Origin of the sequence: Streptomyces fodineus (genome assembly GCF_001735805.1) — a bacterium.
GTDB lineage: Bacteria > Actinomycetota > Actinomycetes > Streptomycetales > Streptomycetaceae > Streptomyces > Streptomyces fodineus.
On sequence record NZ_CP017248.1, the window covers coordinates 5,038,311 to 5,064,120 of the forward strand.

The 25,810-nt window shown below is 68.5% G+C and carries 20 protein-coding genes; 7 read left to right on the forward strand and 13 right to left on the reverse strand.

Going from position 1 to position 25,810, the window contains the following annotated elements:
* Positions 1 to 29 precede the first annotated feature (29 nt).
* The 6 genes from trxB to BFF78_RS21305 all read right to left on the reverse strand — a co-directional run bounded on the left by trxB (position 30) and on the right by BFF78_RS21305 (position 9,446).
* Positions 30 to 1,001, reverse strand: a complete 972-nt coding sequence (gene trxB, locus BFF78_RS21280) for a thioredoxin-disulfide reductase (RefSeq protein WP_069779841.1) — start codon at positions 999 to 1,001, stop codon at positions 30 to 32.
* Positions 1,002 to 1,156: 155 nt separating this feature from the next.
* Complete coding sequence (locus BFF78_RS21285) at positions 1,157 to 2,056, reverse strand: anti-sigma factor family protein (protein WP_069779842.1); 900 nt, start codon at positions 2,054 to 2,056, stop codon at positions 1,157 to 1,159.
* A complete protein-coding gene (sigM, locus tag BFF78_RS21290; RefSeq protein WP_069779843.1) occupies positions 2,053 to 2,778 on the reverse strand; it encodes an RNA polymerase sigma factor SigM in 726 nt (241 codons plus the stop codon). Before sigM ends, BFF78_RS21285 begins: the two co-directional genes overlap by 4 nt.
* Before the next feature lie 25 nt (positions 2,779 to 2,803).
* Positions 2,804 to 4,525 (reverse strand): protein kinase family protein, encoded by a 1,722-nt coding sequence (locus tag BFF78_RS21295; protein WP_069779844.1) that lies wholly within the window; start codon positions 4,523 to 4,525, stop codon positions 2,804 to 2,806.
* 118 nt (positions 4,526 to 4,643) lie between these two features.
* Positions 4,644 to 7,010: a murein biosynthesis integral membrane protein MurJ gene (gene murJ / locus BFF78_RS21300; protein ID WP_069779845.1), complete on the reverse strand. Its 2,367-nt coding sequence runs from the start codon at positions 7,008 to 7,010 to the stop codon at positions 4,644 to 4,646.
* A gap of 45 nt (positions 7,011 to 7,055) precedes the next feature.
* Positions 7,056 to 9,446, reverse strand: coding sequence for a DUF6049 family protein (locus BFF78_RS21305; protein ID WP_069779846.1), 2,391 nt, complete (start codon positions 9,444 to 9,446; stop codon positions 7,056 to 7,058).
* 298 nt (positions 9,447 to 9,744) lie between these two features.
* Here BFF78_RS21305 and BFF78_RS21310 point away from each other — a divergent pair, with 298 nt between their 5' ends.
* Complete coding sequence (locus BFF78_RS21310; RefSeq protein WP_069779847.1) at positions 9,745 to 11,211, forward strand: CCA tRNA nucleotidyltransferase; 1,467 nt, start codon at positions 9,745 to 9,747, stop codon at positions 11,209 to 11,211.
* Positions 11,212 to 11,254: 43 nt separating this feature from the next.
* Here the strand turns inward: BFF78_RS21310 and BFF78_RS21315 are convergent, their stop codons facing one another.
* The 3 genes from BFF78_RS21315 to BFF78_RS21325 form a co-directional block, all read right to left on the reverse strand.
* Positions 11,255 to 12,565: an MFS transporter gene (locus BFF78_RS21315; RefSeq protein WP_069779848.1), complete on the reverse strand. Its 1,311-nt coding sequence runs from the start codon at positions 12,563 to 12,565 to the stop codon at positions 11,255 to 11,257.
* A 127-nt stretch (positions 12,566 to 12,692) separates the two neighbouring features.
* A complete protein-coding gene (locus BFF78_RS21320; protein ID WP_069779849.1) occupies positions 12,693 to 13,775 on the reverse strand; it encodes an inositol-3-phosphate synthase in 1,083 nt (360 codons plus the stop codon).
* 43 nt (positions 13,776 to 13,818) lie between these two features.
* Entirely contained in the window at positions 13,819 to 14,496 is a 678-nt protein-coding gene (locus tag BFF78_RS21325; protein WP_069779850.1) for a PadR family transcriptional regulator, read from the reverse strand.
* Between the two features lie 789 nt (positions 14,497 to 15,285).
* On the opposite strand from BFF78_RS21325, the gene BFF78_RS21330 reads away from it, so the two are divergent.
* Positions 15,286 to 17,562 carry a transglycosylase domain-containing protein gene (locus BFF78_RS21330; RefSeq protein WP_069779851.1) on the forward strand — a complete coding sequence of 759 codons (2,277 nt, stop codon included), beginning with the start codon at positions 15,286 to 15,288 and terminating at the stop codon, positions 17,560 to 17,562.
* Positions 17,563 to 17,691: 129 nt separating this feature from the next.
* Positions 17,692 to 19,236 carry a glycosyltransferase family 87 protein gene (locus tag BFF78_RS21335; protein WP_193433507.1) on the forward strand — a complete coding sequence of 515 codons (1,545 nt, stop codon included), beginning with the start codon at positions 17,692 to 17,694 and terminating at the stop codon, positions 19,234 to 19,236.
* Positions 19,237 to 19,317: 81 nt separating this feature from the next.
* Here the strand turns inward: BFF78_RS21335 and BFF78_RS21340 are convergent, their stop codons facing one another.
* The 3 genes from BFF78_RS21340 to BFF78_RS21350 all read right to left on the reverse strand — a co-directional run bounded on the left by BFF78_RS21340 (position 19,318) and on the right by BFF78_RS21350 (position 22,052).
* Positions 19,318 to 20,349 (reverse strand): alanine racemase, encoded by a 1,032-nt coding sequence (locus tag BFF78_RS21340; protein WP_069779852.1) that lies wholly within the window; start codon positions 20,347 to 20,349, stop codon positions 19,318 to 19,320.
* Positions 20,350 to 20,432: 83 nt separating this feature from the next.
* Positions 20,433 to 21,554, reverse strand: a complete 1,122-nt coding sequence (femX, locus tag BFF78_RS21345) for a peptidoglycan bridge formation glycyltransferase FemX (protein ID WP_069779853.1) — start codon at positions 21,552 to 21,554, stop codon at positions 20,433 to 20,435.
* Between the two features lie 180 nt (positions 21,555 to 21,734).
* Positions 21,735 to 22,052, reverse strand: a complete 318-nt coding sequence (locus BFF78_RS21350; RefSeq protein WP_069779854.1) for a hypothetical protein — start codon at positions 22,050 to 22,052, stop codon at positions 21,735 to 21,737.
* Between the two features lie 269 nt (positions 22,053 to 22,321).
* On the opposite strand from BFF78_RS21350, the gene rpsF reads away from it, so the two are divergent.
* The 4 genes from rpsF to rplI all read left to right on the forward strand — a co-directional run bounded on the left by rpsF (position 22,322) and on the right by rplI (position 24,065).
* Positions 22,322 to 22,612, forward strand: coding sequence for a 30S ribosomal protein S6 (gene rpsF / locus BFF78_RS21355; protein WP_043502363.1), 291 nt, complete (start codon positions 22,322 to 22,324; stop codon positions 22,610 to 22,612).
* Positions 22,613 to 22,690: 78 nt separating this feature from the next.
* Positions 22,691 to 23,281 carry a single-stranded DNA-binding protein gene (locus BFF78_RS21360; RefSeq protein WP_069779855.1) on the forward strand — a complete coding sequence of 197 codons (591 nt, stop codon included), beginning with the start codon at positions 22,691 to 22,693 and terminating at the stop codon, positions 23,279 to 23,281.
* An 82-nt stretch (positions 23,282 to 23,363) separates the two neighbouring features.
* Entirely contained in the window at positions 23,364 to 23,600 is a 237-nt protein-coding gene (rpsR, locus tag BFF78_RS21365; RefSeq protein ID WP_003949403.1) for a 30S ribosomal protein S18, read from the forward strand.
* Positions 23,601 to 23,618: 18 nt separating this feature from the next.
* Positions 23,619 to 24,065 carry a 50S ribosomal protein L9 gene (rplI, locus tag BFF78_RS21370; protein ID WP_067000461.1) on the forward strand — a complete coding sequence of 149 codons (447 nt, stop codon included), beginning with the start codon at positions 23,619 to 23,621 and terminating at the stop codon, positions 24,063 to 24,065.
* 131 nt (positions 24,066 to 24,196) lie between these two features.
* Here rplI and BFF78_RS21375 read toward each other — a convergent pair whose 3' ends face one another.
* Positions 24,197 to 25,534, reverse strand: coding sequence for an MATE family efflux transporter (locus BFF78_RS21375; RefSeq protein ID WP_069783714.1), 1,338 nt, complete (start codon positions 25,532 to 25,534; stop codon positions 24,197 to 24,199).
* Positions 25,535 to 25,810 lie beyond the last annotated feature (276 nt).

Sequence of the window (25,810 nt, forward strand, 5' to 3'; positions counted from 1 at the left end):
TGATCGTGCGGGGGCGGGGAAGGGGAGGGTCAGACCGCGGCGCTCTTCTCGGGCTCAGCCTTGTCCTCGTCCGCGAGGGCGGAGAGGAAGCGCTCGGCGTCCAGAGCGGCGGAGCAGCCGGTACCGGCGGCAGTGATCGCCTGGCGGTAGGTGTGGTCGACCACGTCGCCGGCGCCGAAGACACCGGTCAGGTTGGTGCGGGTGGACGGCGAGGCGACCTTCAGGTAGCCCTCCTCGTCCAGGTCCAGCTGGCCCTTGAACAGCTCGGTGCGCGGGTCGTGGCCGATCGCGATGAACAGACCGGTCACGGCCAGGTCCGACAGCTCGCCGGTCTTGATGTTGCGCAGCTTCAGACCGGAGAGCTTCTGCTCGCCCTGGATCTCGGCGACCTCGCTGTCCCAGATGAACTTGATCTTCGAGTCCCCGAAGGCCCGCTCCTGCATCGCCTTGGAGGCACGCAGGGTGTCCCGGCGGTGGACGATCGTCACGGACTTGGCGAACCGCGAGAGGAAGGTGGCCTCCTCCATCGCGGTGTCACCGCCGCCGATCACGGCGATGTCCTGGTCCCTGAAGAAGAACCCGTCACAGGTGGCGCACCAGGAGACACCTCGGCCGGAGAGGGCGTCCTCGTTCGGCAGGCCGAGCTTGCGGTGCTGGGAGCCGGTGGTGACGATGACGGCCTTCGCCTTGTGGACCGTGCCGGCGGTGTCGGTGACGGTCTTGATCTCACCCGCGAGGTCAACGGAGACGACGTCGTCCGGGATGAGCTCGGCACCGAAGCGCTCCGCCTGCGCCCGCATGTTGTCCATGAGCTCGGGGCCCATGATGCCGTCGCGGAAGCCCGGGAAGTTCTCGACCTCGGTGGTGTTCATCAGCGCGCCACCGGCGGTGACGGCGCCCTCGAACACCAGGGGCTTCAGCGACGCGCGCGCGGTGTAGAGCGCTGCCGTGTAGCCGGCGGGCCCGGAGCCGATGATGATCACGTTACGGACGTCGCTCACGGCTTGATTCCTCGTCTCTGGTCTGTGTCAGTCGACCGGTGGGAGCCCGTTTCCGAGCTCTCACCCACCCAACGGATCCTAAGGGGCGCGCATTCCCGGTGTGTCGGGGCACACGCATACCGGGCGGGGGTGACTGACGGAGTGCTCCAGCAGACTCAGGACCGAGCGAAAGAGTGCTTCAAGAGCACGGTGCCGGCAGTGCCGGGCTGCTGGCGGATGCAGGCCGCGTCCACGACGTAGGCCGTGACGCGCTTGCTGTCGTCAGGGTCCGGCAGGACGACCAGGTACGCGCTCTTCCCGCCATAGGTGCCGGTCTTCGCGGCCAGGGCCTGATCACTCCGGGGGATCGCCCGGCGGACACAGTCGGGGACGGGGATCTGCGTCTGGAGCAGGGTGTTCGCACTCTCGGTGCCCTGCGGGGTGCTCTGGTCGCCGGTGATGCCGGATCGCGGGTGCTGGCTGTTGTAGCCCCGCTGCGGCACCTGCTTCGACGTGAGGAGATCGTGCACCTGGTTCTGGACACTGGCGCCGGAGAATGCGCTGATCGACGGGCTCGGTGTGCTGTGAGCCGTTGTGGAGGAGCTACCGCCGATGAGTGACTGGATGACCAGTGTCCCGGCTCCCAGGACGGCAGCGGTCAGTACCGTCCCCAGCACGACGGTCCTGCGCCGCCGACCGCGTCCGCTCTTCTTCCGCCCAGGGCCGGTCGTCGCCTTCGAGTGTCCGGCAGGGCGATCGACAGGGCGCTCGACCGGCGTCGATGTTTCACGTGAAACAAGCCCCTCGGTGGCGTCCCTGGCGGAGCTGAGGAGTGCCTCGGCGGCGAGGGCGGCATCGATACGAGCGGCCACGAAGGCCGGCATGGGCTCCGCCTCCGGCGCGGACCCCAGCAGTCCCCGGATCTCCCCAAGCGAGGCATGGACCTCGGCGCACAGTTCACATGCCTCCAGATGGCGCTGTACGTCCGCGCCCCGGTGCGGAGGGAGAAGACCTTCGGTGAGGTCGGAGATCTCCGCGACGTCCGGGTGCCCGGCCGTGTCTGTCGTGGAAGTCACGCTCGCCCACCTCCGCCCTTCACTACGGCTGAATCGCTTGGTCCCGCGTTCTCGGGGTTTCCGCCAGGAGACCCCGTTGCCGGTGGGACGGATGTCCCCTGCGCCCGGTTCCGTCCCGAGCCGGGTTCTTTCCCGCTTCCGGAGCCTTCGGGCCGTAGATGCGTGAGCAGAGGCAGCAGCCGGGCTCTGCCTCGGGCGCAGCGGCTCTTCACCGTGCCCGTCGGCACATCGAGGATCCGGGCGGCCTCGGCCACGGGATATCCCTGCATGTCCACCAGGACCAGGGCGGCCCGCTGGTCGTGTGGCAGCGTGCCGAGCGCTTCGAGGAGCTGGCGGTGCACATCGTTCCGCTCGGCCGGTGCCGAGGCGGACTCGTGCGGCTCCAGCAGCTGCTCCAGCCGTTCCGTGTCGTCGACCGGTGAGGTCTTCCGCGAGGCCGCCTTGCGGGCACGGTCCAGGCAGGCGTTCACCGTGATCCGGTGCAGCCATGTCGTGACAGCCGACTGGCCCCGGAACGTATGGGCGGCCCGGTAGGCCGACACCAGGGCGTCCTGCACCGCGTCAGCGGCTTCCTCGCGGTCCCCCAGCGTCCGCAGCGCGACCGCCCAGAGCCGATCCCGGTGCCGCCGCACGATCTCACCGAAGGCACCGGAGTCGCCTTCCACATGGCGGGCGAGCAGATCTCTGTCGCTCACTCCGTCGTATCCGGCGCCTTCCGCCATCTGCCCCCTCCGCTCGGGTGAGACGTCAGCCCGTGAACTGCACTTCGCTGATGCCCTGCTTGTAGCCGGCCTGGGCGTACGCGGCCGAGTCAGGACCCGAGTACGGCACAGCCGTCAGCCACACGAGGACATACTGCGTCTTCACGGACTTGGTGACCTTTACCGTAGCGGTGGTACCCGCGGTCGTGACGTTGCCGATCTTGTCCATCGAGTCGAGTGACGCCGGTGTCAGCGAATCGGCCGCGTACAACTCGATCGTCGTGTGATCACCGGGGTAGCGCAGCCCGATGGTGGCAGTGTTGATCTGCTTGGCCGAGCCCAGGTCGTAGACGATGCCGACCCCCGGCTTGTAGGGCGCGAGCGGGGGACCCTCGTCGAAGGTCTTGGTCCGCCAGTAGCTGGTCGCGTTGCCGTCGTAGGTCTTGGTGACGTCGCCCGGGTGCTGGGGGTCTCCCTTGGCGACGAACTCCTGGCTGCCCTTGATGCTTATCGGCGTCGGCTTGGACTTGCCGGTGCCCTTGTCGCCGTCGCCCGTCTGCTGGCTCTTGTTGGTGTCGTCGGACTTGCCGGCATGGTCCATCAGGGCGTCTGCCAACTGCCAGCTGCCCAGGCCGAGGGCAGCGATGAGGAGGGCGGAGACCGCCCATTTCAGGGCCTTGCCGGTACGGCTCTGCAGCGGGGGCGGCGGGGCCGCGATCGGCTGTGTGGCACCGGGGTGGGGCGCCGGGCGGCCGTATGAGCCCTGCTGGTAGGTCGTGCGCTGGTACTCCGGCGGGGCCGTGAACGCGGGCTCCGGCGGGCGGATGCGCGGCATCTCGCCGATCGCCTTCACCAGCTCCTCCGGCGTGGTGCACGGAGCCTCATGACGGGAGGCGGTGGCCCCGTCGTTGGCGAGGGCACGCATGGCCAGTTCCGACAGACCCCGGTGAACACCGGCCCGCACCTGGTCCGGTGCGATGAGACCGACGCCCTTGGGGAGCCCGGACAGGCCGTACGCGTCGCTCTCGTACGGCCAGCGCTGGGTCAGCGCCGCGTACAGCAGGGCGCCGATCGCCTCGGTGTCGGTGCGCTGCGGGGTGTCGGAGCTGATGCCACGCAGCGCGGCGTTCACGGCGAGGCCGCGGATGCGCCACTGGCCGGTGGAGGTGCGCAGGACGGCATTCGGGTTCAGCCGGAGATGGGCGAGGCCCTCGCGGTGCGCGGCGGCCATGGCGGAGGCGACCTGGCTGACCATCTGGTAGGCGTCGTGCGGCTCCAGCGAACCGGGAGCCAGGAGCGTGGCCAGCTCGGTGGCGTCGGGCAGCCACTCGTGTACGACGTAGACGAGGTCGTTCTCCTCGACGGCGTCGAGGACCTGCACGAAACGGGGGTCGCCGAGCAGCGCGGAGGAACGGGCGGCAGCCAGGACGGAACGGGCCCGTGTGTGGTCCGCGGGAAGGATGTGGACGCCGACGGCTCGACGGAGTTTCTCGTCGACCGCACGCCAACTGCTGAATCCGTCCAGACGGGTGACGCACTCCTCCAGCCGGTAGCGTCTGGCGAGCTTGTGACCGCTGTGCAGTTCGGGAGGCGAGGCCTTCTTTCCGGGACCCTCGGGCCCGCTGCTCCCCTGTGCCTCGTTGCTGTCCGTGTGCTGCTCCGGGTTCTTGGCCACCCCGTCGGCCGTGGCCTGGTCCGCCTTGGCGGTCAGCGGCTGCTCACCGCTGTTGTCTGCCACGTCGACGGCAGCCGTGCTCCGTTCCGCCACCGTCGTCCCTGCCTCCCCATCCGTTGCACGCTGTCCGACGCCGAAACCAATTGTGCCCACAGTCCGCCGCTATGCACGACACACGGCGGCGGACGATGGTTGTGCACCTACCCCCACCTCAGCGGCCCAGACGCCCGCGGACCATGCCCACGAGCGAGTTGAGTTCCTCGATCCGCATGCGGCGGGCGGCGACGAAGAAGATGCCGAGCAGGACGGCACCGCCGGCGAGCAGCGCGGCAAAGGAGCCGACGACGCCCTGGCCGAGGGTGTGCCCGATGCCGTAGCAGGCCGCGCCGCTGAGCAGGGCCGCAGGCACCGAGGCGAGGCACAGGCGCGCGTACGTCCGGACCACCCGGGTGCCGTCCAGGTCTCCGCCGAGGCGCTTGCGCAGCCGCCGCCAGGCGACACCGACGCCGATCGCGTAGGCGAGGCCGTACGCGGCCGCCATGCCGGCGACCGCCCAGCGGGCGGGCAGCAGGAAGTAGCAGAGTGCGGAGACGGCCGCGTTGACCGCCGCCACGATCACGGTGTTGTAGAAGGGTGTGCGGGTGTCTTCGTATGCGTAGAAGGCGCGCAGGACGACGTACTGCACCGAGTACGGGATCAGGCCGAGGCCGAACGCCATCAGCATGTAGCCCATGTTGATGGCAGAGCTCGTGCCTGCGGAACCGAAGATCAGCGTGCACATCGGGATGCCGAGCGAGAGGAAGCCGAAGGCAATGGGCACGATGGCGACTGCGGTGGTGCGCAGGCCCTGGGAGATGTCGTCGCGGACGGCACCGCTGTCGCCCTCGGCGGCCGAGCGCGAGATGCGCGGCAGCAGCGCAGCCATGAGGGACACCGTGATGATGGCCTGCGGCAGGCCCCAGATCAGCTGGGCGTTGGCGTAGGCGGCGAAGCCGGTGCCCTTGACCCCGGAGTGGTCGCCGGCGGCCGTGGACAGCTGGGTCACGACCATGGCGCCGGCCTGGTTGGCGAGGACGAACAGGACCGTCCACTTGGCGAGCATCGCGGCCTTGCCGAGGCCGTGGCCCCGCCAGTCGAACCGCAGCCGGATCCGGAAGCCGGTCTCGCGCAGGTAGGGGATCATCGCCAGCGCCTGGACGACCAGGCCGAGCAGCACACCGACACCGAGCAGCCGCTGGCCCTGCGGTGGGATGTTGGTGACGTCCAGGTGGGAGTTGGCGGCGGTGCCGTAGACCCAGATGAACGCGCCGAGCGACACGATGATGACGATGTTGTTCAGGACCGGGGTCCACATCATCGCGCCGAACTTCCCGCGTGCGTTGAGGATCTGACCCATCACCACGTGGATGCCCATGAAGAAGATCGAGGGCAGGAAGTAACGGGTGAAGGTGACCGCGACCTCGTTGGCCGCCGGGTTGTCGGCGATGGTGGGAGACAGCATCCGCACCAGCAGCGGCGCCGCGAACATCGCGAGTCCGGTCAGCGCGGCCAGCGCCACCATCACGAGGGTGAGCAGACGGTTGGCGAAGGCCTCGCCGCCGTCCTCGTCCTCCTTCATGGAGCGCACCAGCTGGGGCACGAAGACGGAATTGAGACCGCCGCCGACGGTGAGGATGTAGATCATCGTCGGCAGCTGGTAGGCCACCTGGAACGAGTCCGCCAGGAAGCCGAGACCCAGCGCGGCGGCGATCAGCGCGGAGCGGATGAAACCGGTGAGGCGGGAGACCAGCGTGCCCGCCGCCATCACGGCACTGGACTTCAGCAGACCGGAGGCCTTGCCGCCCTTCTTCGCGGGTGCGGCGGAGGCTGCGGAAGCCGCCGCCTCGGGTTCCGCCTCCCGGGTCGGACCGACGGGATCGGGTGCCGGGGCCGGGGCGGGCACCGGCGGCTGTGCCGGGTTTCCCGGGGCAGCCGGATAGGAGGCCTCGGCGTACGGGATGCCCTGCTGCGGGCTCGGTCCCTGCGCCGGCGGGTACTGGCCGGCGGGACCGTACCCGGGCTCCGGAGCGGCGGCCGGCCGGGAGAAGCCCGGCGGATCCATGGGCCCCTGCCCACCGCTCTGCTGCTGGTCCTTGAAGAGGTGCGCGAAGGCGTCCGGCTCGTGGTACTCCTCGCCGGAGTGCGTGACCAGGTCGTCCACGCCCACGTACTGGGTCGTGCGCGGGTCGTCGCCGTACGGCATGTACGGGGCAGCGCCCTCCGGCTCCGGCGCCGGCGTCTGCGCCCACACACGCGGGTCGGGCGCGTACGGCGACTGGGCGGGCGGGCCGTACAGCGGCTGCTGCTGCTCGTAGCTGCCCGGAGCGGGCGGGGGGTGCGATGCGCGGTCGTAGAGCGCCTCGGCGACCGGGTCCTGGGCGGTCAGGTCGTGGGCCCGGTAGGGGTCCTGGTCGTAGGCGTCCTGGAGGTACATGTCCGCTTGCTGCTGGGGCGGCACCTGACCGGGCTCCGGCGGTGTCCCGGGGTAGCCCGAGCCGGCCGCGCCCTGGCCGCGATCACCGTCGTACGGCGCGTTCATGCTTACCCCACCTCATCGTCCCTGGCCCACCGGCCACGACATCGCTCAACGGTCCACTCTCTCACCCGTCCCGGACGGGTCGGCGCTTTCCGGTGCGGTGTCCGGCGCAGGGTCACTCGGGTGCTCCGGGTCGTCTGCCCCGGAGGGAAAGCCTGATTCCTCCGGTTCTTCCGGCTCCCCCGGGAGACGTTCTGCGGGTGCGTCGGGGTTCCCGGGCGTCTCGGCGGATTCCTCCGCCGCGTCGGGGCCGTCGTCCTCCGTCTGGCGGGCCGCAGCGCGCTTGCGCTGGGTGTACATCCGGAAACCGGCGAGGACGAGGAGGAGCACGCCGCCGCCGATGACCAGCATCACGGTGGGCGTGATCTCGGTGACCTTCACGTCGAAGGTGACGGCGTCGCCGTACTTCTGGCCGTCCTCGGTGTACAGCTGGGCGATCACCGTGACCCGGCCGTTGGCGTTGGCCGAGGTGGTGAACTTCACGGACTGACTGTGCCCGCCGGAGAGGTCGACCGGCTGCTCGGAGTAGGCCTTGTCGCCGATCTTCAGCCGGGTCGGCATGGTCGAGGTGAGGCGCAGGACCAGATGGCCGACCGGCTGGACGAGGTTGTTCTGGACGGTCACCGGGATGGTGGCGCTGCGCCCGGAGAGCTTGGTCTCCGACTTGTCGATGAGTTTGACCTGGTCGGCCAGCTCGTCGAGCCACTGCTCCACGCCGTCCCGGAAGCTGCCGGCCTCCCCGCTCCTGTCCCGCCACGACGTGGACATCTCACGGTTTATGGCCCGCCCGAACGGTGTGACGACGCGGGACTGGTCGGAGAGGATCACCTGGAAGCTGTTGAGCTTGTCGTGGGTGCGGGCGACCTGCTCGAAGGCCGCCCGAGGCAGTTCCCGTGAGCGCAATGAGGAGGGGTAGGCGGACCCCCACGGGATACGGGTGGTGGCGTCCGGGTCGGGCTTGTCCTTGGCCGCCGCGCCGAGGTCCTGGGACTGGGACCAGTTCCCGCCCTGGAGCGCCTTCAGCGCCTCCGCCATCGCCTGTGCCTGGCTCGCCGTGGGCATCCGCTGCGGGGCGACGACGATACTGCGCTGCTTGTCCGTCTGCGCGTTCACCTCGAGGCTCTGCGCCAGGAACTTCTGCACGGCGAGGGTGGTCGAGTCCGCCTTCGTCAGGTCGCCCTCGAAGGCCGTGGACAGCCGGGCGTCGGAGACCACCGCCGTGGTGCCTCCGCCGACCGGGCGGGCGGCGGAGGGTGTGTACGGCAGCCCCGCGGTCTCCTGGAGGCTGTCGCTACGGGCGATCACGCGGTCGGCTCCGGCGGAGGTGGCGACCTTCATGATCGCCGGGTCCACGGCGCCCTCCACCGGCCAGGCGAAGTCGGTGCTGGGTGTGACGTGGAGCACGGTCTTGACGGTGGTCGCGGCGACGTCGGTGGCGTCCTTGAGGTGGCTGAGCGAGCCGGTGACGCTGGTGCCGTTGTGCGCGAGGGATGCCAGGTCCGGGTCGCCGAAGGGCAGTGCGACGACCTCCTTGCCCTCCACCGCCTGCTGCAGGTTCGCCAGCCACTGCTTGGCGAGCACCTGGTGATCCTTCGGGCCGGGCGAGCTGGTGCCGCCGTTGCCCGGCAGCCGGTAGTTGCCGGTGGCCATCGCGTCCACCGAGGCCAGCAGGTCCGGGTCTATCACCCAGGTGACGTCGAGATCCTTGCCCAGGTCCACCATCTGGTCCAGGCGGCCGCCCGGTGCGAGCTCCTTGGCCAGATCGTCGTCGAGGAACACCGGCGTCTGGAGTTCCCCGGCGCCGGTCCTGGCCGTCATGTGGACCTTGGAGATCAGCGGCCACAGGTATGTGGTCTTCGTCTTGGTGTCGGCCTCGGACGGCTGCCACGGCAGGAACGTCCGCTGGATGCCGAGCACCTGGTCCCAGGGCTGCGCGGCGGTCTGGCCGGAGAGGGAGACACCGAACTCGTAGACGCCGTCGCCGCCGAGGTCGAGCTTGTCCATCGGCACGGAGATGCTGAAGTGCTCCGCGACCCCTGGTGACAGCTTGGCGAACTTCTCCACGTACTTGCCGCCGACCTCGGAGCCGGTACCGCCCTGCAGGTCGTCGGAGTGCTGGGCGACGGTGTCGATCGCCGAGCGGGTGTCCAGCATGGGGCCCACGCGCAGGCCCACGTGGGCGCCGGTGACGGTCTGCTTGCCGTTGTTGGTCACCGTGCCGGACACGGTCAGCGTGTCCCCGTCCGTGGGGGCGCTGGGGGTGAGCGAGTCCAGGGAGACGGACACCGGGTCCGAGGAGGCGGCCTGGGCGGGCGCCGCGGCGGGCAGCTGGAGCAGCCCGGCCAGCAGCGGCGCACCAGCGAGCAGCGCGCCGGCGCGTCGTAGCCACCGGCGGGCAGGTGAGGCAGGGGTCCCCTGGAAGTCAGCCGCCTCGGCCACGCGCTCGCCCGTCCCTCGTCGTCAGTGGTCGTCGGAATGTGCGTCCACGCATGGTAACGATGTGCGCGGAGGGGAAGTGCCGCGGTCTCCGTCACAAGATCGGGAAATACCGGGGACCTGTCCTCTATATCCAGTATCGAGGCGAGAGCTTCCCTACGCCGCAAGAGCAGCGCTTGCGTGGGTATGCCGACAGCTGTCCACCGTCCCTTTCACCGGGACGCCCCGCGATCTTCACCAGGCCGCCCGCGGAGGAAATGGAGGCCACCCCTGGTCGCCGGGGCACGTACCCTCTTCTGTTGTGCCGAACCCCAACGAAGACACTCCCTCTGCCCTGAGCCAGGCGCAGCAGCGCGCGGTCGCCGAGCTGCTGCGGGTGGCCCCCGTCGCCGACGATCTCGCCCGCCGATTCCAGGAGGCCGGGTTCTCCCTCGCCCTGGTCGGCGGATCGGTACGCGACGCGTTGCTCGGCCGGCTCGGGAACGACCTGGACTTCACGACCGACGCCCGCCCCGAGGACGTACTGAAGATCGTCCGTCCTTGGGCGGACGCCGTCTGGGAGGTCGGCATCGCCTTCGGCACCGTCGGCGTACAGAAGCGGGCCCGCGTCGGAGACACTGACTGGCACTTTCAGATCGAGATCACCACCTACCGCTCGGAGGCCTACGACCGCACCTCGCGCAAGCCCGAGGTGTCGTACGGCGACTCCATCGAGGAGGATCTGGTCCGCCGGGACTTCACGGTCAACGCGATGGCCGTGGCCCTGCCGGAGAAGGAGTTCATCGACCCGCACGACGGGCTGAAGGATCTCGCGGCCCAGGTGCTGCGGACCCCGGGTACGCCCGAGGAGTCCTTCTCGGACGATCCGCTGCGGATGATGCGGGCCGGCCGGTTCGCCGCCCAGCTGGACTTCGAGGTCGCCCCCGAGGTCGTCACCGCGATGACGGAGATGGCCGCACGCATCGAGATCGTCTCGGCCGAGCGGGTCCGGGACGAGCTGAACAAGCTGATCCTCTCCGCGCACCCGCGCAAGGGGCTGGGCCTGCTCGTCGGTACCGGGCTCGCCGCTCATGTGCTGCCGGAGCTGCCGGCGCTCCGGCTGGAGCGGGACGAGCACCACCGGCACAAGGACGTCTACGAGCACACGCTGATCGTCCTGGAGCAGGCCATCGAGCTGGAGCAAGACGGCCCCGACCTCACGCTCCGGCTGGCCGCGCTGCTGCACGACATCGGCAAGCCGCGCACCCGCCGCTTCGAGAAGGACGGCCGGGTCTCCTTCCACCACCACGAGGTGGTCGGCGCGAAGATGACCAAGAAGCGCTTGACCGCCTTGAAGTACTCCAACGAGCTGGTGAAGGACGTCTCACGGCTGGTCGAACTCCACCTGCGCTTCCATGGCTACGGCACCGGAGAGTGGACGGACTCGGCGGTGCGCCGCTACGTCCGTGACGCGGGCCCTCTGCTGGATCGCCTGCACATGCTTACCCGCTCGGACTGCACCACCCGCAACAAGCGGAAGGCGGCCGCGCTCTCCCGGGCCTACGACGGCCTGGAGGAGCGCATCGCCCAGCTCAAGGAGCAGGAGGAGCTGGACGCGATCCGCCCGGATCTCGACGGCAACCAGATCATGGAGATCCTGGGCGTCGGCCCCGGCCCCGTCGTCGGCCAGGCGTACAAGCACATGCTGGAGCTGCGCCTGGAGAACGGGCCGATGGAGCATGACGCGGCGGTGGCGGCGCTCAAGGAATGGTGGGCCGCGCAGGGCTGAGGTCCTGGGCGGGTCGTGTTTCACGTGAAACATGACCCGAGGACTAGCGCGGGGGCGATGTTTCACGTGAAACATCGCCCCGGTTGCCATCCCGGCTCCTTTCAAAGCGGGCCATGGATCCAGCGACCCCGGCATAGATCAGGGCGACGAACACGACCAACACTGCTGAGCGGCCGTCCGGTGGCAGCATCAGGGCGGCCACTCCGGCGGCGCCAACGAAGGCGACGTTGAAGAGGACGTCGTACACGGAGAAGACCCGGCCCCGGAAGCCGTCGTCGACGCAGGACTGGACGATCGTGTCCGTGGAGATCTTGGCGCCCTGGGTGATCAGTCCCAGCACGAAGGCCGCGACCAGGAGAGGGCTCCTGGCGAACGGCAGGCCCAGGGCGGGTTCCAGGATCGTGGCGGCTGTGGCGCACACCACGATCCACCAGCCGGGCCCGAGCCGTCCCGCCGCCCCCGGTGTCACCATGGCAGCCGCGAAGAAGCCGGCGCCGGAGACCGCCAGCGACAACCCGAGCAGCTTGAGCCCCGCGTCGGGGGTTGCGGCGAGGGCATAGCGGCTCAGCATGAGCAGCAGGACGAGAAGTGCGCCGTAGCAGAAGCGCATCAGTGTCATCGCCGCCAGCGCCCAGGCGGCCTCCCGGCGCCGGGGTTCGGCGAGGTGCCGGACGGCCGCGATCAGTTCACGCGCGGTGACGACGAGCGCGGCCCGCAGCGGGGGCCGCATCGGCTGTTGGTCCGGGCCGAGCAGCGCGCGAGGCATGCTCAGGGACGAGAGGCTCGCGCACAGGTAGAGGAAGGCGCCGAGGAGCACCACGGCCGCATCGGAGCCTGATGCCACGAGCCGTACGGCGAAGGCGAGACCGCCTCCTGCGGTCGCGGCGAGCGTTCCGGCGGTCGGTGACAGGGAGTTGGCGAGCACCAGACGCTCGGCGTCCACCACGCGGGGCAGGGAGGCGGACAGCCCGGCGAGGACGAAACGGTTGACGGCCGTGACACAGAGCGCCGAGACGTAGAAGAGCCAGTCCGGGACCTGGCTGACCATCAGTACGGCGGTGGCCGCGGCCAGCAGGGCGCGCAGCAGGTTGCCGTACACGAAGACCTGCCTGCGCCGCCAGCGGTCCAGCAGGACGCCGGCGAACGGGCCGACCAGTGAGTAGGGGAGCAGCAGGACCGCCATGGCCGAGGCGATGGCGGTGGCCGAGGTCTGTTTCTCCGGGGAGAAGACGACATACGCGGCGAGCGCGACCTGGTAGACGCCGTCGGCGCCCTGAGACAGGAGGCGGACGTAGAGCAGGCGTCGGAAGTACCGCAGGCGCAACAGGGCGCGCAGGTCACGGACGACGGGCATGGGGCACAGCCTCACACATGCGGAAGGTCCCCGGGTCGCGGAACCCGGGGACCTTCACCGCCCTGGCAGGAGCGTTCTCGTACGAGAGATCGGCCTCAGGCGCCTTGGCGCACCGTGCCGGGTCGAACTAGCGCTCGACCTCGCCGCGGATGAACTTCTCGACGTTCTCGCGGGCCTCGTCGTCGAAGTACTGGACCGGCGGGGACTTCATGAAGTACGAGGACGCCGACAGGATCGGGCCGCCGATGCCGCGGTCCTTGGCGATCTTCGCGGCGCGCAGGGCGTCGATGATGACACCGGCGGAGTTCGGGGAGTCCCAGACCTCGAGCTTGTACTCCAGGTTCAGCGGGACGTCACCGAAGGCGCGGCCCTCGAGGCGGACGTAGGCCCACTTGCGGTCGTCCAGCCAGGCCACGTAGTCGGAGGGGCCGATGTGGACGTTCTTCTCGCCGAGGTCCCGGTCGGGGATCTGGGAGGTGACGGCCTGCGTCTTGGAGATCTTCTTGGACTCCAGGCGCTCGCGCTCGAGCATGTTCTTGAAGTCCATGTTGCCGCCGACGTTCAGCTGCATCGTGCGGTCGAGGATGACACCGCGGTCCTCGAACAGCTTCGCCATGACGCGGTGCGTGATGGTGGCGCCGACCTGCGACTTGATGTCGTCACCGACGATCGGCACACCGGCCTCGGTGAACTTGTCCGCCCACTCCTTGGTGCCGGCGATGAAGACCGGGAGGGCGTTGACGAAGGCGACCTTGGCGTCGATGGCGCACTGGGCGTAGAACTTCGCCGCGTCCTCGGAGCCGACCGGCAGGTAGCAGACCAGGACGTCGACCTGCTTGTCCCTGAGGACCTGGACGACGTCGACCGGCTCGGCGTCGGACTCCTCGATGGTGGCCCGGTAGTACTTGCCGAGGCCGTCGAGGGTGTGGCCGCGCTGGACGGTGACACCGGTGGAGGGCACGTCGCAGATCTTGATGGTGTTGTTCTCGGAGGCGCCGATCGCGTCCGCGAGGTCGAGGCCGACCTTCTTGGCGTCGACGTCGAACGCGGCGACGAACTCGACGTCGCGCACGTGGTATTCACCGAACTGCACGTGCATCAGGCCGGGGACCTTGGACGCCGGGTCGGCGTCCTTGTAGTACTCGACTCCCTGCACCAGCGACGCCGCGCAGTTGCCCACGCCGACGATGGCTACGCGAACCGAACCCATTCCGGTTGCTCCCTGTGTGTACGAGTGAGGCCTTGAGTGGCTCTCACGGGGCGGTGTCGTCGGGCGTATCCGTCCGGGGGGTGTCCCCGCGACGGGGCAGGCCGCCCGTCGATCCAGTGGTGGTGTCCTGCTGAGCGGGCTCCCCGGACGCGGAACCTCTCAGGTCCCGCCCGGCCCGCTCGCTCTCGATGAGCTCGTTCAGCCAGCGCACTTCGCGCTCCACGGACTCCATCCCGTGGCGCTGGAGCTCGAGTGTGTAGTCGTCGAGGCGTTCCCGCGTACGCGCCAGGGAGGCGCGCATCTTCTCCAGGCGCTCCTCCAGGCGGCTGCGCCGGCCCTCCAGTACGCGCATGCGCACATCGCGCGACGTCTGCCCGAAGAAGGCGAAGCGTGCGGCGAAGTGTTCGTCCTCGTACGCGTCGGGGCCGGTCTGCGAGAGCAGCTGCTCGAAGTGCTCCTTACCTTCTGCCGTCAATCGGTACACGATCTTTGCTCGGCGTCCGGCGAGGGAAACGGCGTCCTCGTGGGTGCTGCCCGGCTCCTCGATCAACCAGCCGTTGGCGACCAGCGTCTTGAGGCAGGGATAGAGGGTTCCGTAGCTGAACGCCCGGAACACACCCAGGGACGTGTTGAGTCGTTTGCGCAGCTCGTAGCCGTGCATCGGGGACTCGCGCAGCAGGCCGAGCACGGCGAACTCGAGGATGCCGGAACGTCGGCTCATCGTCGCCTCCTCTCGGTCCCGCTGATCGCTCACGCGGGTCTAGTGGTCCCTTTCAGCGTCTTTATCTCGCGCTGATGTATCGACTCGATACATCAGCACGATAGAACGGCCTTGCGCGGGCGACAAGGGGGACGGTGGTGAACGGGATCACATCACCGATTCACACGATGCGAGTTGCGCGTTTTGGGGTGAACTTCAGGACTCGGTGGGTTTTGGTGATGCGTAGTCTGTGCGGCATGCACAGCACCGGGAACCAAGTGACGCCTGGGGAGCGTCATCGTCCCCGGTGCAGTACGGGTGAATGCAGGACCGACCACATCCGTACTTCGGGGGGACCGGAAACCAGCCGCCGTTCCAGGCGCGCACGGGTGCGCCTGCCCGAGGAGTAATCGTTCGATGAGCGAGCACCGTCGCAAACCGCCGCAGCCGCAGGGAGGCGGACGTGCCGCGGCCCGACGCGGCCAGTCCGATGCGTCCTCCGGTCGCCGTGCGGCACCGCGAGGCGCCACCGGGTCTCCATCCGACTCCTATGGGTCCAGTTCCTATGGGTCGGGTTCCAACGGTCCGGGAGGTGAAGAGCGCCCCTACGGCGGCCGTGCAGAGGCCCGCCGGGCGGCGCAGAGAGGAAGTCGCCGCAGAGGCGCCGAGACCGCGGGCCCGGGCGGCCGGCGCGGCGGCCCCGGCGGCCCGACCGGTCCCGGGCGCGGCAGAGGCCGTACGTCAACCGCTCCCGGCAAGAAGCGGTTCATTGACTATCCCCGAGCCGGAAAGTACGGCTGGCGTCGCTGGGTGCCGTCCTGGAAGCTCGTCTCCGGGCTGTTCATCGGCTTCGTCGGCAGTCTGGTGGCGCTGGTCGGCGTCAGCTACGCGATGGTTACGATCCCCAACGAGAACGACGCGGCCAAGTCCCAGAACAACGTCTACTACTGGGCCGACGGCTCACAGATGGTGGCGACGGGCACGGGCGTCAACCGGCAGAACGTCAGCATCGACCAGATTCCCGAGGCGATGCAGTGGGCCGTGATCTCGGCCGAGAACAAGAGCTTCTACCAGGACTCGGGCGTCGACCCCATGGGCATCATGCGCGCCGTGGTCAACATGGCGCGGGGTGGCCAGACCCAGGGTGGTTCCACGATCACCCAGCAGTACGTGAAGAACACCTATCTGAGCCAGCAGCAGACCCTCACCCGTAAGTTCAAGGAGATGTTCATCTCCATCAAGGTGGGGACGAAGCTCGACAAGAAGCAGATCCTGCAGGGTTACCTGAACACCTCGTACTTCGGCCGAGGCGCGTACGGCATCCAGGCGGCAGCGCAGACCTACTACGGCAAGGACGCGGTGGACCTCAAGCCGAACGAGTGTGCGGTTCTCGCGGCGCTGCTCAAGGGCCCCACGTACTTCGACCCGGCGGGCAACGCGGACCTCGACCCTTCGGCGACGCAGGCGGCCAACACGAAGCGCTCGCAGGACCGCTCGAGGTGGATTCTCGAGCAGATGCACAACGATCACCACCTCAGCGACGCCGACTACCAGAAAGCCATCTCGAAGTACCCCATGCCCGATGGCCGCAAGGCGACCAGGGGCATGACCGGCCAGATCAGCTACCTGGTGGACACGGCGAAGAAGTACGTCCTCGCCCACTCCGACATCACGGAGGCGCAGTTCGACCAGGGCGGCTACCAGATCAAGACGACCTTCAAGAAGGACAAGGTCAACGAGCTGAGCGCGGCCGTGAAGAAGATCCAGAAGGAACGCATCGATCCGAAGAAACGCGACCTGGACAAGTACGTCCAGTTCGGTGCGGCGTCGGTGGTGCCCAAGGACGGGGCGATCGTGGCCCTCTACGGCGGTGACGGCTACGAGAACGGCCACTTCACCAACAACGCCGACACCTCAGGTGTCCCGGTCGGTTCGACGTGGAAGCCGTTCGTGCTCGCCGCCGCCATGCAGTACGGGACCTACAAGACCTCCCCGGAGGGCCTGTCCCCGCTGAGCAAGTACAACGGCAACGACCATCTCAAGGTGCTCAACCAGGATGGATCGCCGGTCCTGACGAAGGACAACTCGGTCTTCTACCAGCGCAACGAGAGCGACCACAAGTGGGGCTACATCACGCTGCGCAAGGCGATGGAGCAGTCCGTCAACACGCCGTTCGTCCAGCTCGGCATGGACGTGGGGCTGACGCACGTCCGTGACGTCGCCCAGGCGTCCGGCATCCTGAAGGACAGCTTCTCCACGCTCAACCCGTCCTTCTCCATCGGCACCTCGACCCCGAGTGCGATCCGCATGGCCGACGCGTACTCCACCTTCGCCGCGTCCGGCCAGCACACGGACCCCTATTCGGTGACCGAGGTGAAGAAGGACGGCCAGGAGCTGCCGGGCTTCACCAAGCCGAAGATCACCACGGCGATTCCGGACGACGTGGCGAACAACGTCACGGACGTTCTCCAGAACGTCATCCAGAACGGTACGGGTCAGAACGCCAAGGCCTTGGGCCGTACGGCGGCGGGCAAGACCGGTACCACCGACAGCAACAAGTCGGCCTGGTTCGTCGGCTACACCAAGCAGCTGTCCACCTCGGTGGCGATGTTCCGTGAGAACCCGAAGGACCACGAGCTGCTGTCCATGAACGGCACGGCCGGTGTCCCCTCGATCCACGGTGGCGACATCCCGACCTCGGTGTGGACCGAATACATGAAGGCCGCGCTGAAGAACCAGAACGATCCCGGCTTCCCGCAGGCCACCGAGATCGGCAAGGTCCAGGACGAGGCGGGTGCCCCGACCCCGACCCCGACTCCCAGCATCACGCCGAGCCCGTCGCCGAGCAGCTCGCCGAGCCCGTCGCCCAGCAACACATCCCCGTCTCCGTCCCCGTCGGCGAGCGACACCTGCCAGTGGAGTTGGACCAACAACTGCAATGGCAACGGTGGCGGCAACGGCGGCACGGGCCAGGGTGGTACCGGTGGAGGCCCGAATCCGACGCCCTCCGTCACCGATACGACGGGGACCGGTGGCAACACCAGAGGCAACGGCAATGGAGGCATCTTCGGAGGTCAGAAGGGTTAGCCCCCGAGCCTGACCGGTTGGCGCCCCTTTCGCCCACCGCGGGTGTTTCACGTGAAACATGGGCCGCCGCACCCACCAGGTGCGGCGGCCCTCGGCGTTTTCCCAGACAGGTACGGCAGGATGTTCCCCATGCCCAGTGCAGAGATGACGCCCGCGAGCATGCACGAGCCCGAGCTCGTGCGGCCCGCCGCGGCAGAACCGGTGCGGCCGACCAGTGAGGATGAGATCGCCCGGGCCGGCAGTGAGCTGATCGGTGGTCCTCTGGGGCGGCGCGCGCTGCTCGGGACCTCCTGGTGGACCCCCGTACGGGTCGTTGCGCTCGTGGCGATCGGCATGTTCGCCCTCGGCCTGGTCCAGAAGGCGCCCTGCTACCACAGCTCCTGGTTCTTCGGCGCGAGCAGTCAGTACACGCGCGCCTGCTACTCGGACATCCCGCACCTCTACCAGGGCCGCGGCTTCGCGGACCACCTCGTGCCGTACTTCGACAAGCTCCCGGACGACATGTCCGGCGGCATGGGCTACCTCGAATACCCGGTACTGACCGGTGTGTTCATGGAGGTGGCGTCCTGGCTGACCCCGCACAGCGGCACACTTCAGCGCCAGGAGCAGTGGTACTGGTTCGTCAACGCCGGAATGCTGATGGTGTGTGCGGCCGTCATCGCCGTCTGCGTGGCCCGCACCCACAGCCGGCGCCCCTGGGACGGCCTGCTGGTCGCCCTGTCGCCCGCCCTCCTGCTCACCGCGACGATCAACTGGGACCTGCTCGCGGTGGCGTTCACGGCCGCCGCGATGCTGATGTGGTCCAGGAGCCGTCCCGTCGCCTTCGGCGTCCTCCTGGGGCTCGCCACGGCAGCCAAGCTCTACCCGGTGTTCCTGCTGGGTCCGTTGCTCGTGCTGTGCTGGCGGGCCGGCAAGTGGCGGGAGTACGCCCAGGCTGTGGGCAGCACGGTGATCGCCTGGCTCGTGGTGAACCTGCCTGTGATGCTCTTCGCCTTCCAGGGCTGGTCGAAGTTCTACACGTTCAGCCAGGAACGCGGCGTCGACTTCGGCTCGTTCTGGCTGATCTGGGCGCAGAACTCCAGCAACCCGCCCGGCACCGGCTTCGTGAACACCGCGGCCATGGTGCTGGTGATCCTGTCGTTCCTCGGCATCGCCGCCCTGACGTTCACCGCCCCACGCCGGCCGCGCTTCGCCCAGCTGGCCTTCTTGATCGTGGCGGCCTTCATCCTCACCAACAAGGTCTACTCCCCGCAGTACGTGCTGTGGCTGGTGCCGCTGGCGGTCCTCGCCCGGCCCAAGTGGCGGGACTTCCTGATCTGGCAGGCGTGCGAGGTGGCGTACTTCCTGGGTATCTGGATGTTCCTCGCCTACACGACCAGCGGAGAAGCCCACAAGGGCCTTCCGGCGCACGGCTATCACTGGTCGATCGTGCTGCACCTGGTGGGCACGCTGTACCTGTGTGCCGTCGTCGTACGTGACATCCTCATGCCGGAGCGGGACGTGGTGCGCCGGTCGGGCGACGACGACCCCTCGGGCGGGGTGCTCGACGGGGCGCAGGACGTCTTCGTGATGGGCGCGGCGGCTCATCCCCCGCGGCACGCCGCCCACTTCGAGGGGACTCAGGTGGACTGGGGAAGGCCCGTTCCGCCCTCGCTCGAAGACCGTTCGCTGTGAGCGAACGCGTCCTCGGAAGGCCATGAAGAAGGCCGTACCCGCATCCTGCGGGTACGGCCTCTTCGCTGCTCCGGTCCAGGCTCAGTGATCCACGAGCCGGTCGAACTGCGTGGTGGTGTGCCGCAGATGGGCCACCAGCTCGTCGCCCACCTTCGGCTCGGGGGCGTCCGAGGGGACGAACAGGATCGACACCTGCATGTGCGGCGGCTCGGCGAACCAGCGCTGCTTGCCGCCCCAGACGAACGGAGAAAGGTTCCGGTTGACCGTGGCGAGGCCGGCCCGTGCGACGCCCTTGGCGCGCGGCATGACGCCGTGCAGGGCCTTCGGGGCCTCCAGGCCCACCCCGTGCGACGTACCGCCCGCCACGACCACCAGGAAGCCGTCGGAGGCCGCCTTCTGCTGCCGGTAGCCGAACCGGTCGCCCTTGGACACGCGCGTGACGTCCAGGACGGCACCGCGGTACTGGGTGGCCTCGTGGTCCCCCAGCCACAGCCGCGTGCCGATGCGGGCACGGAACAGGGTCTGCGGGAACTGCTGCTGGAGGCGGGCGAGTTCATCGGCCTTGAGGTGGCTGACGAACATCGTGTGCAGCGGCAGCCGGGCCGCGCGCAGCCGGTCCATCCAGCCGATGACCTCCTCGACGGCGTCCGAGCCGTCGGTGCGATCCAGCGGCAGATGGATGGCGAAGCCCTCCAGCCGGACGTTCTCTATGGCCTGGTGCAGCTGGGGCAGGTCCTGCTCGCTGATGCCGTGGCGCTTCATCGAGGACATCACCTCGATGACGACGCGCGCGCCGACGAGGCCGTACACGCCGTCGATCGACGACACCGAGCGCACCACCCGGTCGGGCAGCGGCACGGGCTCCTCGCCGCGCCGGTACGGCGTCAGCACCAGCAGGTCACCGCCGAAGAAGTCCTTGATGCGCGCGGCCTCGTAGGTCGTGCCGACGGCGAGCAGGTCCGCACCGAGTCGCGTGGCCTCCTCGGCCAGCCGTTCGTGCCCGAAGCCGTAGCCGTTGCCCTTGCAGACCGGGACGAGACCCGGGAACTGCTCCTGCACGTGCTTGTGGTGCGCCCGCCAGCGCGCGGTGTCGACGTAGAGCGTGAGCGCCATGGCCGGACCCGGAACCTTTCTCGTGGCTGCGGTGTATCGCAGATGTGAAAGCTGTGGAGCCTATCGAATCAAACGCCCGCGGTTCAGCGGCGCGACATGTAGATGTCGAGCGCCTTGTGGAGCAGCTTGTTCAGCGGGAAGTCCCACTCGCCGAGGTACTCGGCAGCCTGCCCGCCCGTGCCGACCTTGAACTGGATCAGGCCGAACAGATGGTCCGTCTCGTCCAGCGAGTCGGAGATGCCGCGCAGGTCGTAGACGGTGGCGCCGAGCGCGTAGGCGTCGCGCAGCATCCGCCACTGCATCGCGTTCGAGGGCCGGACCTCACGGCCGATGTTGTCGGAGGCGCCGTAGGAGTACCAGACGTGCCCGCCGACGATCAGCATCGTCGCTGCCGAAAGGTTCACGCCGTTGTGGCGGGCGAAGTACAGCCGCATCCGGTTCGGGTCCTCGGTGTTGAGGGCCGTCCACATGCGCTGGAAGTACGACAGCGGGCGGGGCCGGAAGTGGTCGCGCACAGCGGTGATCTCGTACAGCCGCTGCCACTCGGCCAGGTCCTGGTAGCCGCCCTGGACGACCTCGACGCCGGCCTTCTCGGCCTTCTTGATGTTGCGCCGCCACAGCTGGTTGAAGTTCTTGTGGACCTCTTCCAGGGAACGGTTCGCCAGCGGCACCTGATAGACGTAGCGCGGCTGTACGTCACCGAAGCCGGCGCCGCCGTCCTCGCCCTGCTGCCAGCCCATACGGCGCAGCTTGTCGGCCACCTCGAAGGCGCGCGGCTCGATGAAGTCGGCCTCCAGGTCGCGCAGACGCTTGACGTCCTGGTCCTGGATGCCCTTCTTGATGGTCTCGGCGTTCCAGCGCCGGATGATCACCGGCGGGCCCATCTTCACGGAGAACGCGCCCTGCTGCTTCAGGTGCGCCAGCATCGGCTGGATCCAGTCGTCCAGATTCGGCGCGAACCAGTTGATGACCGGGCCCTCGGGGAGATAGGCGAGGTATCGCTTGATCTTGGGCAGCTGGCGGTAGAGGACCAGGCCCGCGCCGACCATCTCGCCGGTGCGGTCGTCGAACCAGCCGAGGTTCTCGGATCGCCACTCCGCCTTGACATCGGCCCAGGCCGGGACCTGCATGTGGCTAGCCGCCGGCAGGCTCTGGATGTATGCCAGATGCTGTTCGCGGCTGATGGTCCTCAGGGTCAGGCTCATGTCGGGGCGCTCCTCGGGCTGGTGTGTCCCCATGGGTACAGGGGCTCCGGCTCTCGCGCCGAAGCCTACTGCGCCGTGCGAGCGCCCCGACTGGGCGTACGTGACCTTCGCCCCGGCCGGATGCGCGACCGGGGCGGTCCGTGGGGTTCGACGGGTGTCGGGCGGACGCCCGTCGGGCGGTCAGCGGCCGATGAGTCCGCCGAACAGTCCGCCGTGCGCCATGCCGATCAGGAAACCGACCCCCGCGGCGCCGAGACCCAGGATCAGGCCGAAGCGCTCCCGTGTGGTCACCGAGATCCACTGTCCGTAGATACCGACCACAAGCCCCACCAGCCCTGTCCAGGAGGTCAGCAGGTGGAGGCCGTGGAAGAACGACGTGATGAAGGACAGCAGGCCGAGCACGAGCGTGCCCGCCATGAGTGCGTCCTGAAGCGGACGGCGCTTGCCGTCCGTGGCGAAGAGGGAACCGGCGACGTTGGGATGCAATGCCTGTGCCATGGGCACCTCCTGCGGAAGGCGGCGCATAGTAGCGCCGTACACACCCGACGTGTACAGAGTGACGGTCCTCACGGCCGGATTTCAACCGGAAGCGGGTGTGCGGGTAGTCTGTACCGTCTGCACCGGTGTCTGCCCACACCTGCTCAGGTAACACTGCGGGATCCTCAGGGGTCCGATTGTCAGTGGCGGCCGATACCGTTGCGTACGCATCACAACCCTCCTGCCACGGAACGACCGTGGCCGCTGAGTCCAAAGGAGGTGGGTTCCACATGCGTCACTACGAGGTGATGGTCATCCTCGACCCCGATCTCGAGGAGCGTGCTGTCTCCCCGCTGATCGAGAACTTCCTGTCCGTCGTCCGTGACGGCGGCGGCAAGGTTGAGAAGGTCGACACCTGGGGCCGTCGTCGTCTCGCCTACGAGATCAAGAAGAAGCCCGAGGGCATCTACTCGGTCATCGACCTGCAGGCCGAGCCTGCGGTCGTCAAGGAGCTCGACCGCCAGATGAACCTGAACGAGTCGGTCCTCCGGACCAAGGTCCTCCGCCCCGAGATGCACTGAGCCTTCGCGCTCAGCTGATCTCGGGATTCGAGTAGCAGCACCAAGCAGCCAGCAGCAAACCCGCCGAGAGGTTCCCCCATGGCAGGCGAGACCGTCATCACGGTCATCGGCAATCTTGTCGACGACCCCGAGCTGCGCTTCACCCCGTCCGGTGCGGCAGTCGCGAAGTTCCGTGTCGCGTCCACTCCCCGCACCTTCGACCGTCAGACGAACGAGTGGAAGGACGGCGAGAGCCTGTTCCTGACCTGCTCGGTCTGGCGTCAGGCGGCGGAGAACGTCGCCGAGTCGCTCCAGCGAGGCATGCGCGTCATCGTGCAGGGCCGGCTGAAGCAGCGGTCCTACGAGGACCGCGAGGGCGTCAAGCGCACGGTCTACGAGCTGGACGTCGAGGAAGTCGGCCCCAGCCTGCGCAACGCCACGGCCAAGGTCACCAAGACCGCCGGTGGCGCTCGCAGTGGCCAGGGCGGTTACGGCGGCGGTGGCGGCCAGGGTGGCGGCGGCTGGGGCGGAGGCCCCGGTGGCGGCCAGCAGGGCGGCGGCGCTCCGGCCGACGACCCGTGGGCGACCGGCGCTCCCGCCGGTGGCAACCAGGGCGGCGGCCAGGCTGGCGGTGGCTGGGGCGGAGGCTCCGGCGGCGGTGGCGGCTACTCGGACGAGCCCCCCTTCTAGGCCTAGATTCCCGGTCCTTCGGGACCGGCCTGGTCCAGGGTGGGTCGTACCCCAAACTTCTTGATCACACAGGAGAAACACCATGGCGAAGCCGCCTGTGCGCAAGCCGAAGAAGAAGGTCTGCGCTTTCTGCAAGGACAAGGTCACGTACGTGGACTACAAGGACACGAACATGCTGCGGAAGTTCATTTCCGACCGCGGCAAGATCCGTGCCCGCCGCGTGACCGGCAACTGCACGCAGCACCAGCGTGACGTCGCCACGGCCGTCAAGAACAGCCGTGAGATGGCGCTGCTGCCCTACACGTCCACCGCGCGCTAAGGGAAGGGTGACCGACACATGAAGATCATCCTCACCCACGAGGTCTCCGGCCTCGGTGCCGCTGGCGACGTCGTCGACGTCAAGGACGGCTACGCTCGCAACTACCTCATCCCGCGGAAGTTCGCTATCCGCTGGACCAAGGGTGGCGAGAAGGACGTCGAGCAGATCCGCCGCGCCCGCAAGATCCACGAGATCCAGACCATCGAGCAGGCCAACGCTGTGAAGGCCCAGCTCGAAGGCGTCAAGGTCCGTCTGGCCGTCCGCTCCGGCGACGCCGGTCGTCTCTTCGGTTCCGTCACCCCGGCCGACATCGCGTCCGCGATCAAGGCTTCCGGTGGCCCCGAGGTCGACAAGCGCCGCATCGAGCTGTCCGCCCCGATCAAGACCCTGGGCGCCCACGAGACGTCCGTGCGTCTGCACCCCGAGGTTGCCGCCAAGGTCAACATCGAGGTCGTCGCGGCGTGACGCTGCGCTCGGCTTGAGCAGCTGAGAGAAGGGCCGGCCCTCGCGGGGCGGCCCTTCTTCGCGCTCGGCATCGGCATTCGCTGCACAGACGCGGCATGTTTCACGTGAAACCGGTACGTCTGTGGATCTCCTCAGCGGGTCGCGCCCGTGACGATCCAGCGGCCCGAGCGGGTGCGCACCCACAGGGTCAGCATGCGGGTGGTCATCATCAGCGTCATCGCGGCCCACAGCGCGGTCAGACCACCGCCGAAGGTGGGGACGAGCAGGGCGACCGGAGCGAACACCACGAGGGTGGCGACCATGGCCCCGGCCAGGTATGGCCCGTCGCCGGCGCCCATCAGGACTCCGTCCAGCACGAAGACGATCCCGCAGACGGGCTGCGAAAGCGCCACCATCAGCAGGGCGGGCAGTGCCGCGTCCTTGACCACGGAGTCACTGGTGAACAGCGGCAGGAAGAGCGGTCGGGCGGCTACGACGAGCAGTCCGAGGACCACACCGGTTGCGATGCCCCACTGGACCATGCGGCGACAGGCCTCACGCGCTCCTTGGGTGTCGTTCGCGCCGAGACAGCGGCCGATGATGGCCTGGCCCGCGATCGCTATCGCGTCGAGTGCGAAGGCCAGCAGGGTCCACAGGGAGAGGATGATCTGATGGGCGGCGATATCGGCGTCGCCCAGATGCGCCGCGACCGCCGTGGCGATCATCAGGATCGCCCGCAGTGACAGTGTGCGGACCAGGAGCGGGACGCCTGCCTGAGCCGAGGCCCGGATGCCGGCGGAGTCCGGCCGGAGCGAAGCCCCGTGGCGGCGCGCCCCGCGGACGACCACGGTGAGATAGACGGCCGCCATGCCGCACTGGGCGATGACCGTGCCCCAGGCCGAACCGGCGATGCCGAGCCCCGCGCCGTAGACGAGCCCTGCATTGAGTGCGCCGTTGGCGATGAATCCCGCCACGGCGACGTAGAGCGGGGTCCTGGTGTTCTGCAGTCCGCGGAGCACTCCCGTCGCGGCGAGGACGATGAGCATGGCGGGGATGCCCAGCGCGGAGATGCGCAGATACGTTGTGGCGTAGGGGGCCGCGGTCGTGGAGGCGCCGAAGAGGCCCACGATGCCGTGGGCCAGTGGAAGGACGAGGGCGATGACGGCGATGCCGAGCAGCAGTGCGAGCCAGATGCCGTCCATGCCCTGGCGGATGGCGGCCTGCAGATCGCCGGAACCCACGCGGCGGGCCACGGCGGCGGTGGTGGCGTAGGCGAGGAAGACGAAGACGCTCACCGCGGTGGTGAGGAGGGCCGAGGCGACGCCGAGGCCGGCGAGCTGAGCGGTGCCGAGATGGCCGACGATGGCACTGTCCGCCATGACGAAGAGAGGCTCGGCGACGAGCGCGCCGAAGGCCGGGACGGCCAGCGCCACGATCTGTCTGTCGTGCCGTCGGCGGGTGGCCTTGGGTATCGCGGGAGCCTGTGTCATGAGCACTAATCTAATCGTCCACAGGTAAGTGATGCAATCGGCAAGTGGTCCTTACTCCTTCCTGTGGGTCATGTCCTTTCGCGCACCGTTCGAAGCGATCTTGGTCCGACTGGGGAAGTTTTTCTTCTGCACAGCCGGTGGACGGTAAAACTGCAGGTCGGAGCGATCTTGTGGGCGGGATGGAGGTCTTGTTCACAGGGCTGTCCACCGGGTCGTGCACAGGTTTCGGTGAGTTCTCCACAGCATCAGGGCCGTCGTCCACATGGCCTGTGGATA

Bases quoted from the DNA above. Each gene is read 5' to 3' on its own strand.
- BFF78_RS21375 (WP_069783714.1), bottom strand. From the start codon at position 25,534: ATGACACAGGCTCCCGCGATACCCAAGGCCACCCGCCGACGGCACGAC.
- BFF78_RS21350 (WP_069779854.1), bottom strand. From the start codon at position 22,052: ATGGCACAGGCATTGCATCCCAACGTCGCCGGTTCCCTCTTCGCCACG.
- rpsF (WP_043502363.1), top strand. From the start codon at position 22,322: ATGCGTCACTACGAGGTGATGGTCATCCTCGACCCCGATCTCGAGGAG.
- sigM (WP_069779843.1), bottom strand. From the start codon at position 2,778: ATGGCGGAAGGCGCCGGATACGACGGAGTGAGCGACAGAGATCTGCTC.
- BFF78_RS21320 (WP_069779849.1), bottom strand. From the start codon at position 13,775: ATGGGTTCGGTTCGCGTAGCCATCGTCGGCGTGGGCAACTGCGCGGCG.
- BFF78_RS21340 (WP_069779852.1), bottom strand. From the start codon at position 20,349: ATGGCGCTCACGCTCTACGTCGACACCGCGCGCTGGCGGGCGCACCAC.
- rplI (WP_067000461.1), top strand. From the start codon at position 23,619: ATGAAGATCATCCTCACCCACGAGGTCTCCGGCCTCGGTGCCGCTGGC.
- rpsR (WP_003949403.1), top strand. From the start codon at position 23,364: ATGGCGAAGCCGCCTGTGCGCAAGCCGAAGAAGAAGGTCTGCGCTTTC.
- murJ (WP_069779845.1), bottom strand. From the start codon at position 7,010: ATGAACGCGCCGTACGACGGTGATCGCGGCCAGGGCGCGGCCGGCTCG.
- BFF78_RS21315 (WP_069779848.1), bottom strand. From the start codon at position 12,565: ATGCCCGTCGTCCGTGACCTGCGCGCCCTGTTGCGCCTGCGGTACTTC.
- femX (WP_069779853.1), bottom strand. From the start codon at position 21,554: ATGAGCCTGACCCTGAGGACCATCAGCCGCGAACAGCATCTGGCATAC.
- BFF78_RS21360 (WP_069779855.1), top strand. From the start codon at position 22,691: ATGGCAGGCGAGACCGTCATCACGGTCATCGGCAATCTTGTCGACGAC.
- BFF78_RS21325 (WP_069779850.1), bottom strand. From the start codon at position 14,496: ATGAGCCGACGTTCCGGCATCCTCGAGTTCGCCGTGCTCGGCCTGCTG.
- BFF78_RS21335 (WP_193433507.1), top strand. From the start codon at position 17,692: ATGCCCAGTGCAGAGATGACGCCCGCGAGCATGCACGAGCCCGAGCTC.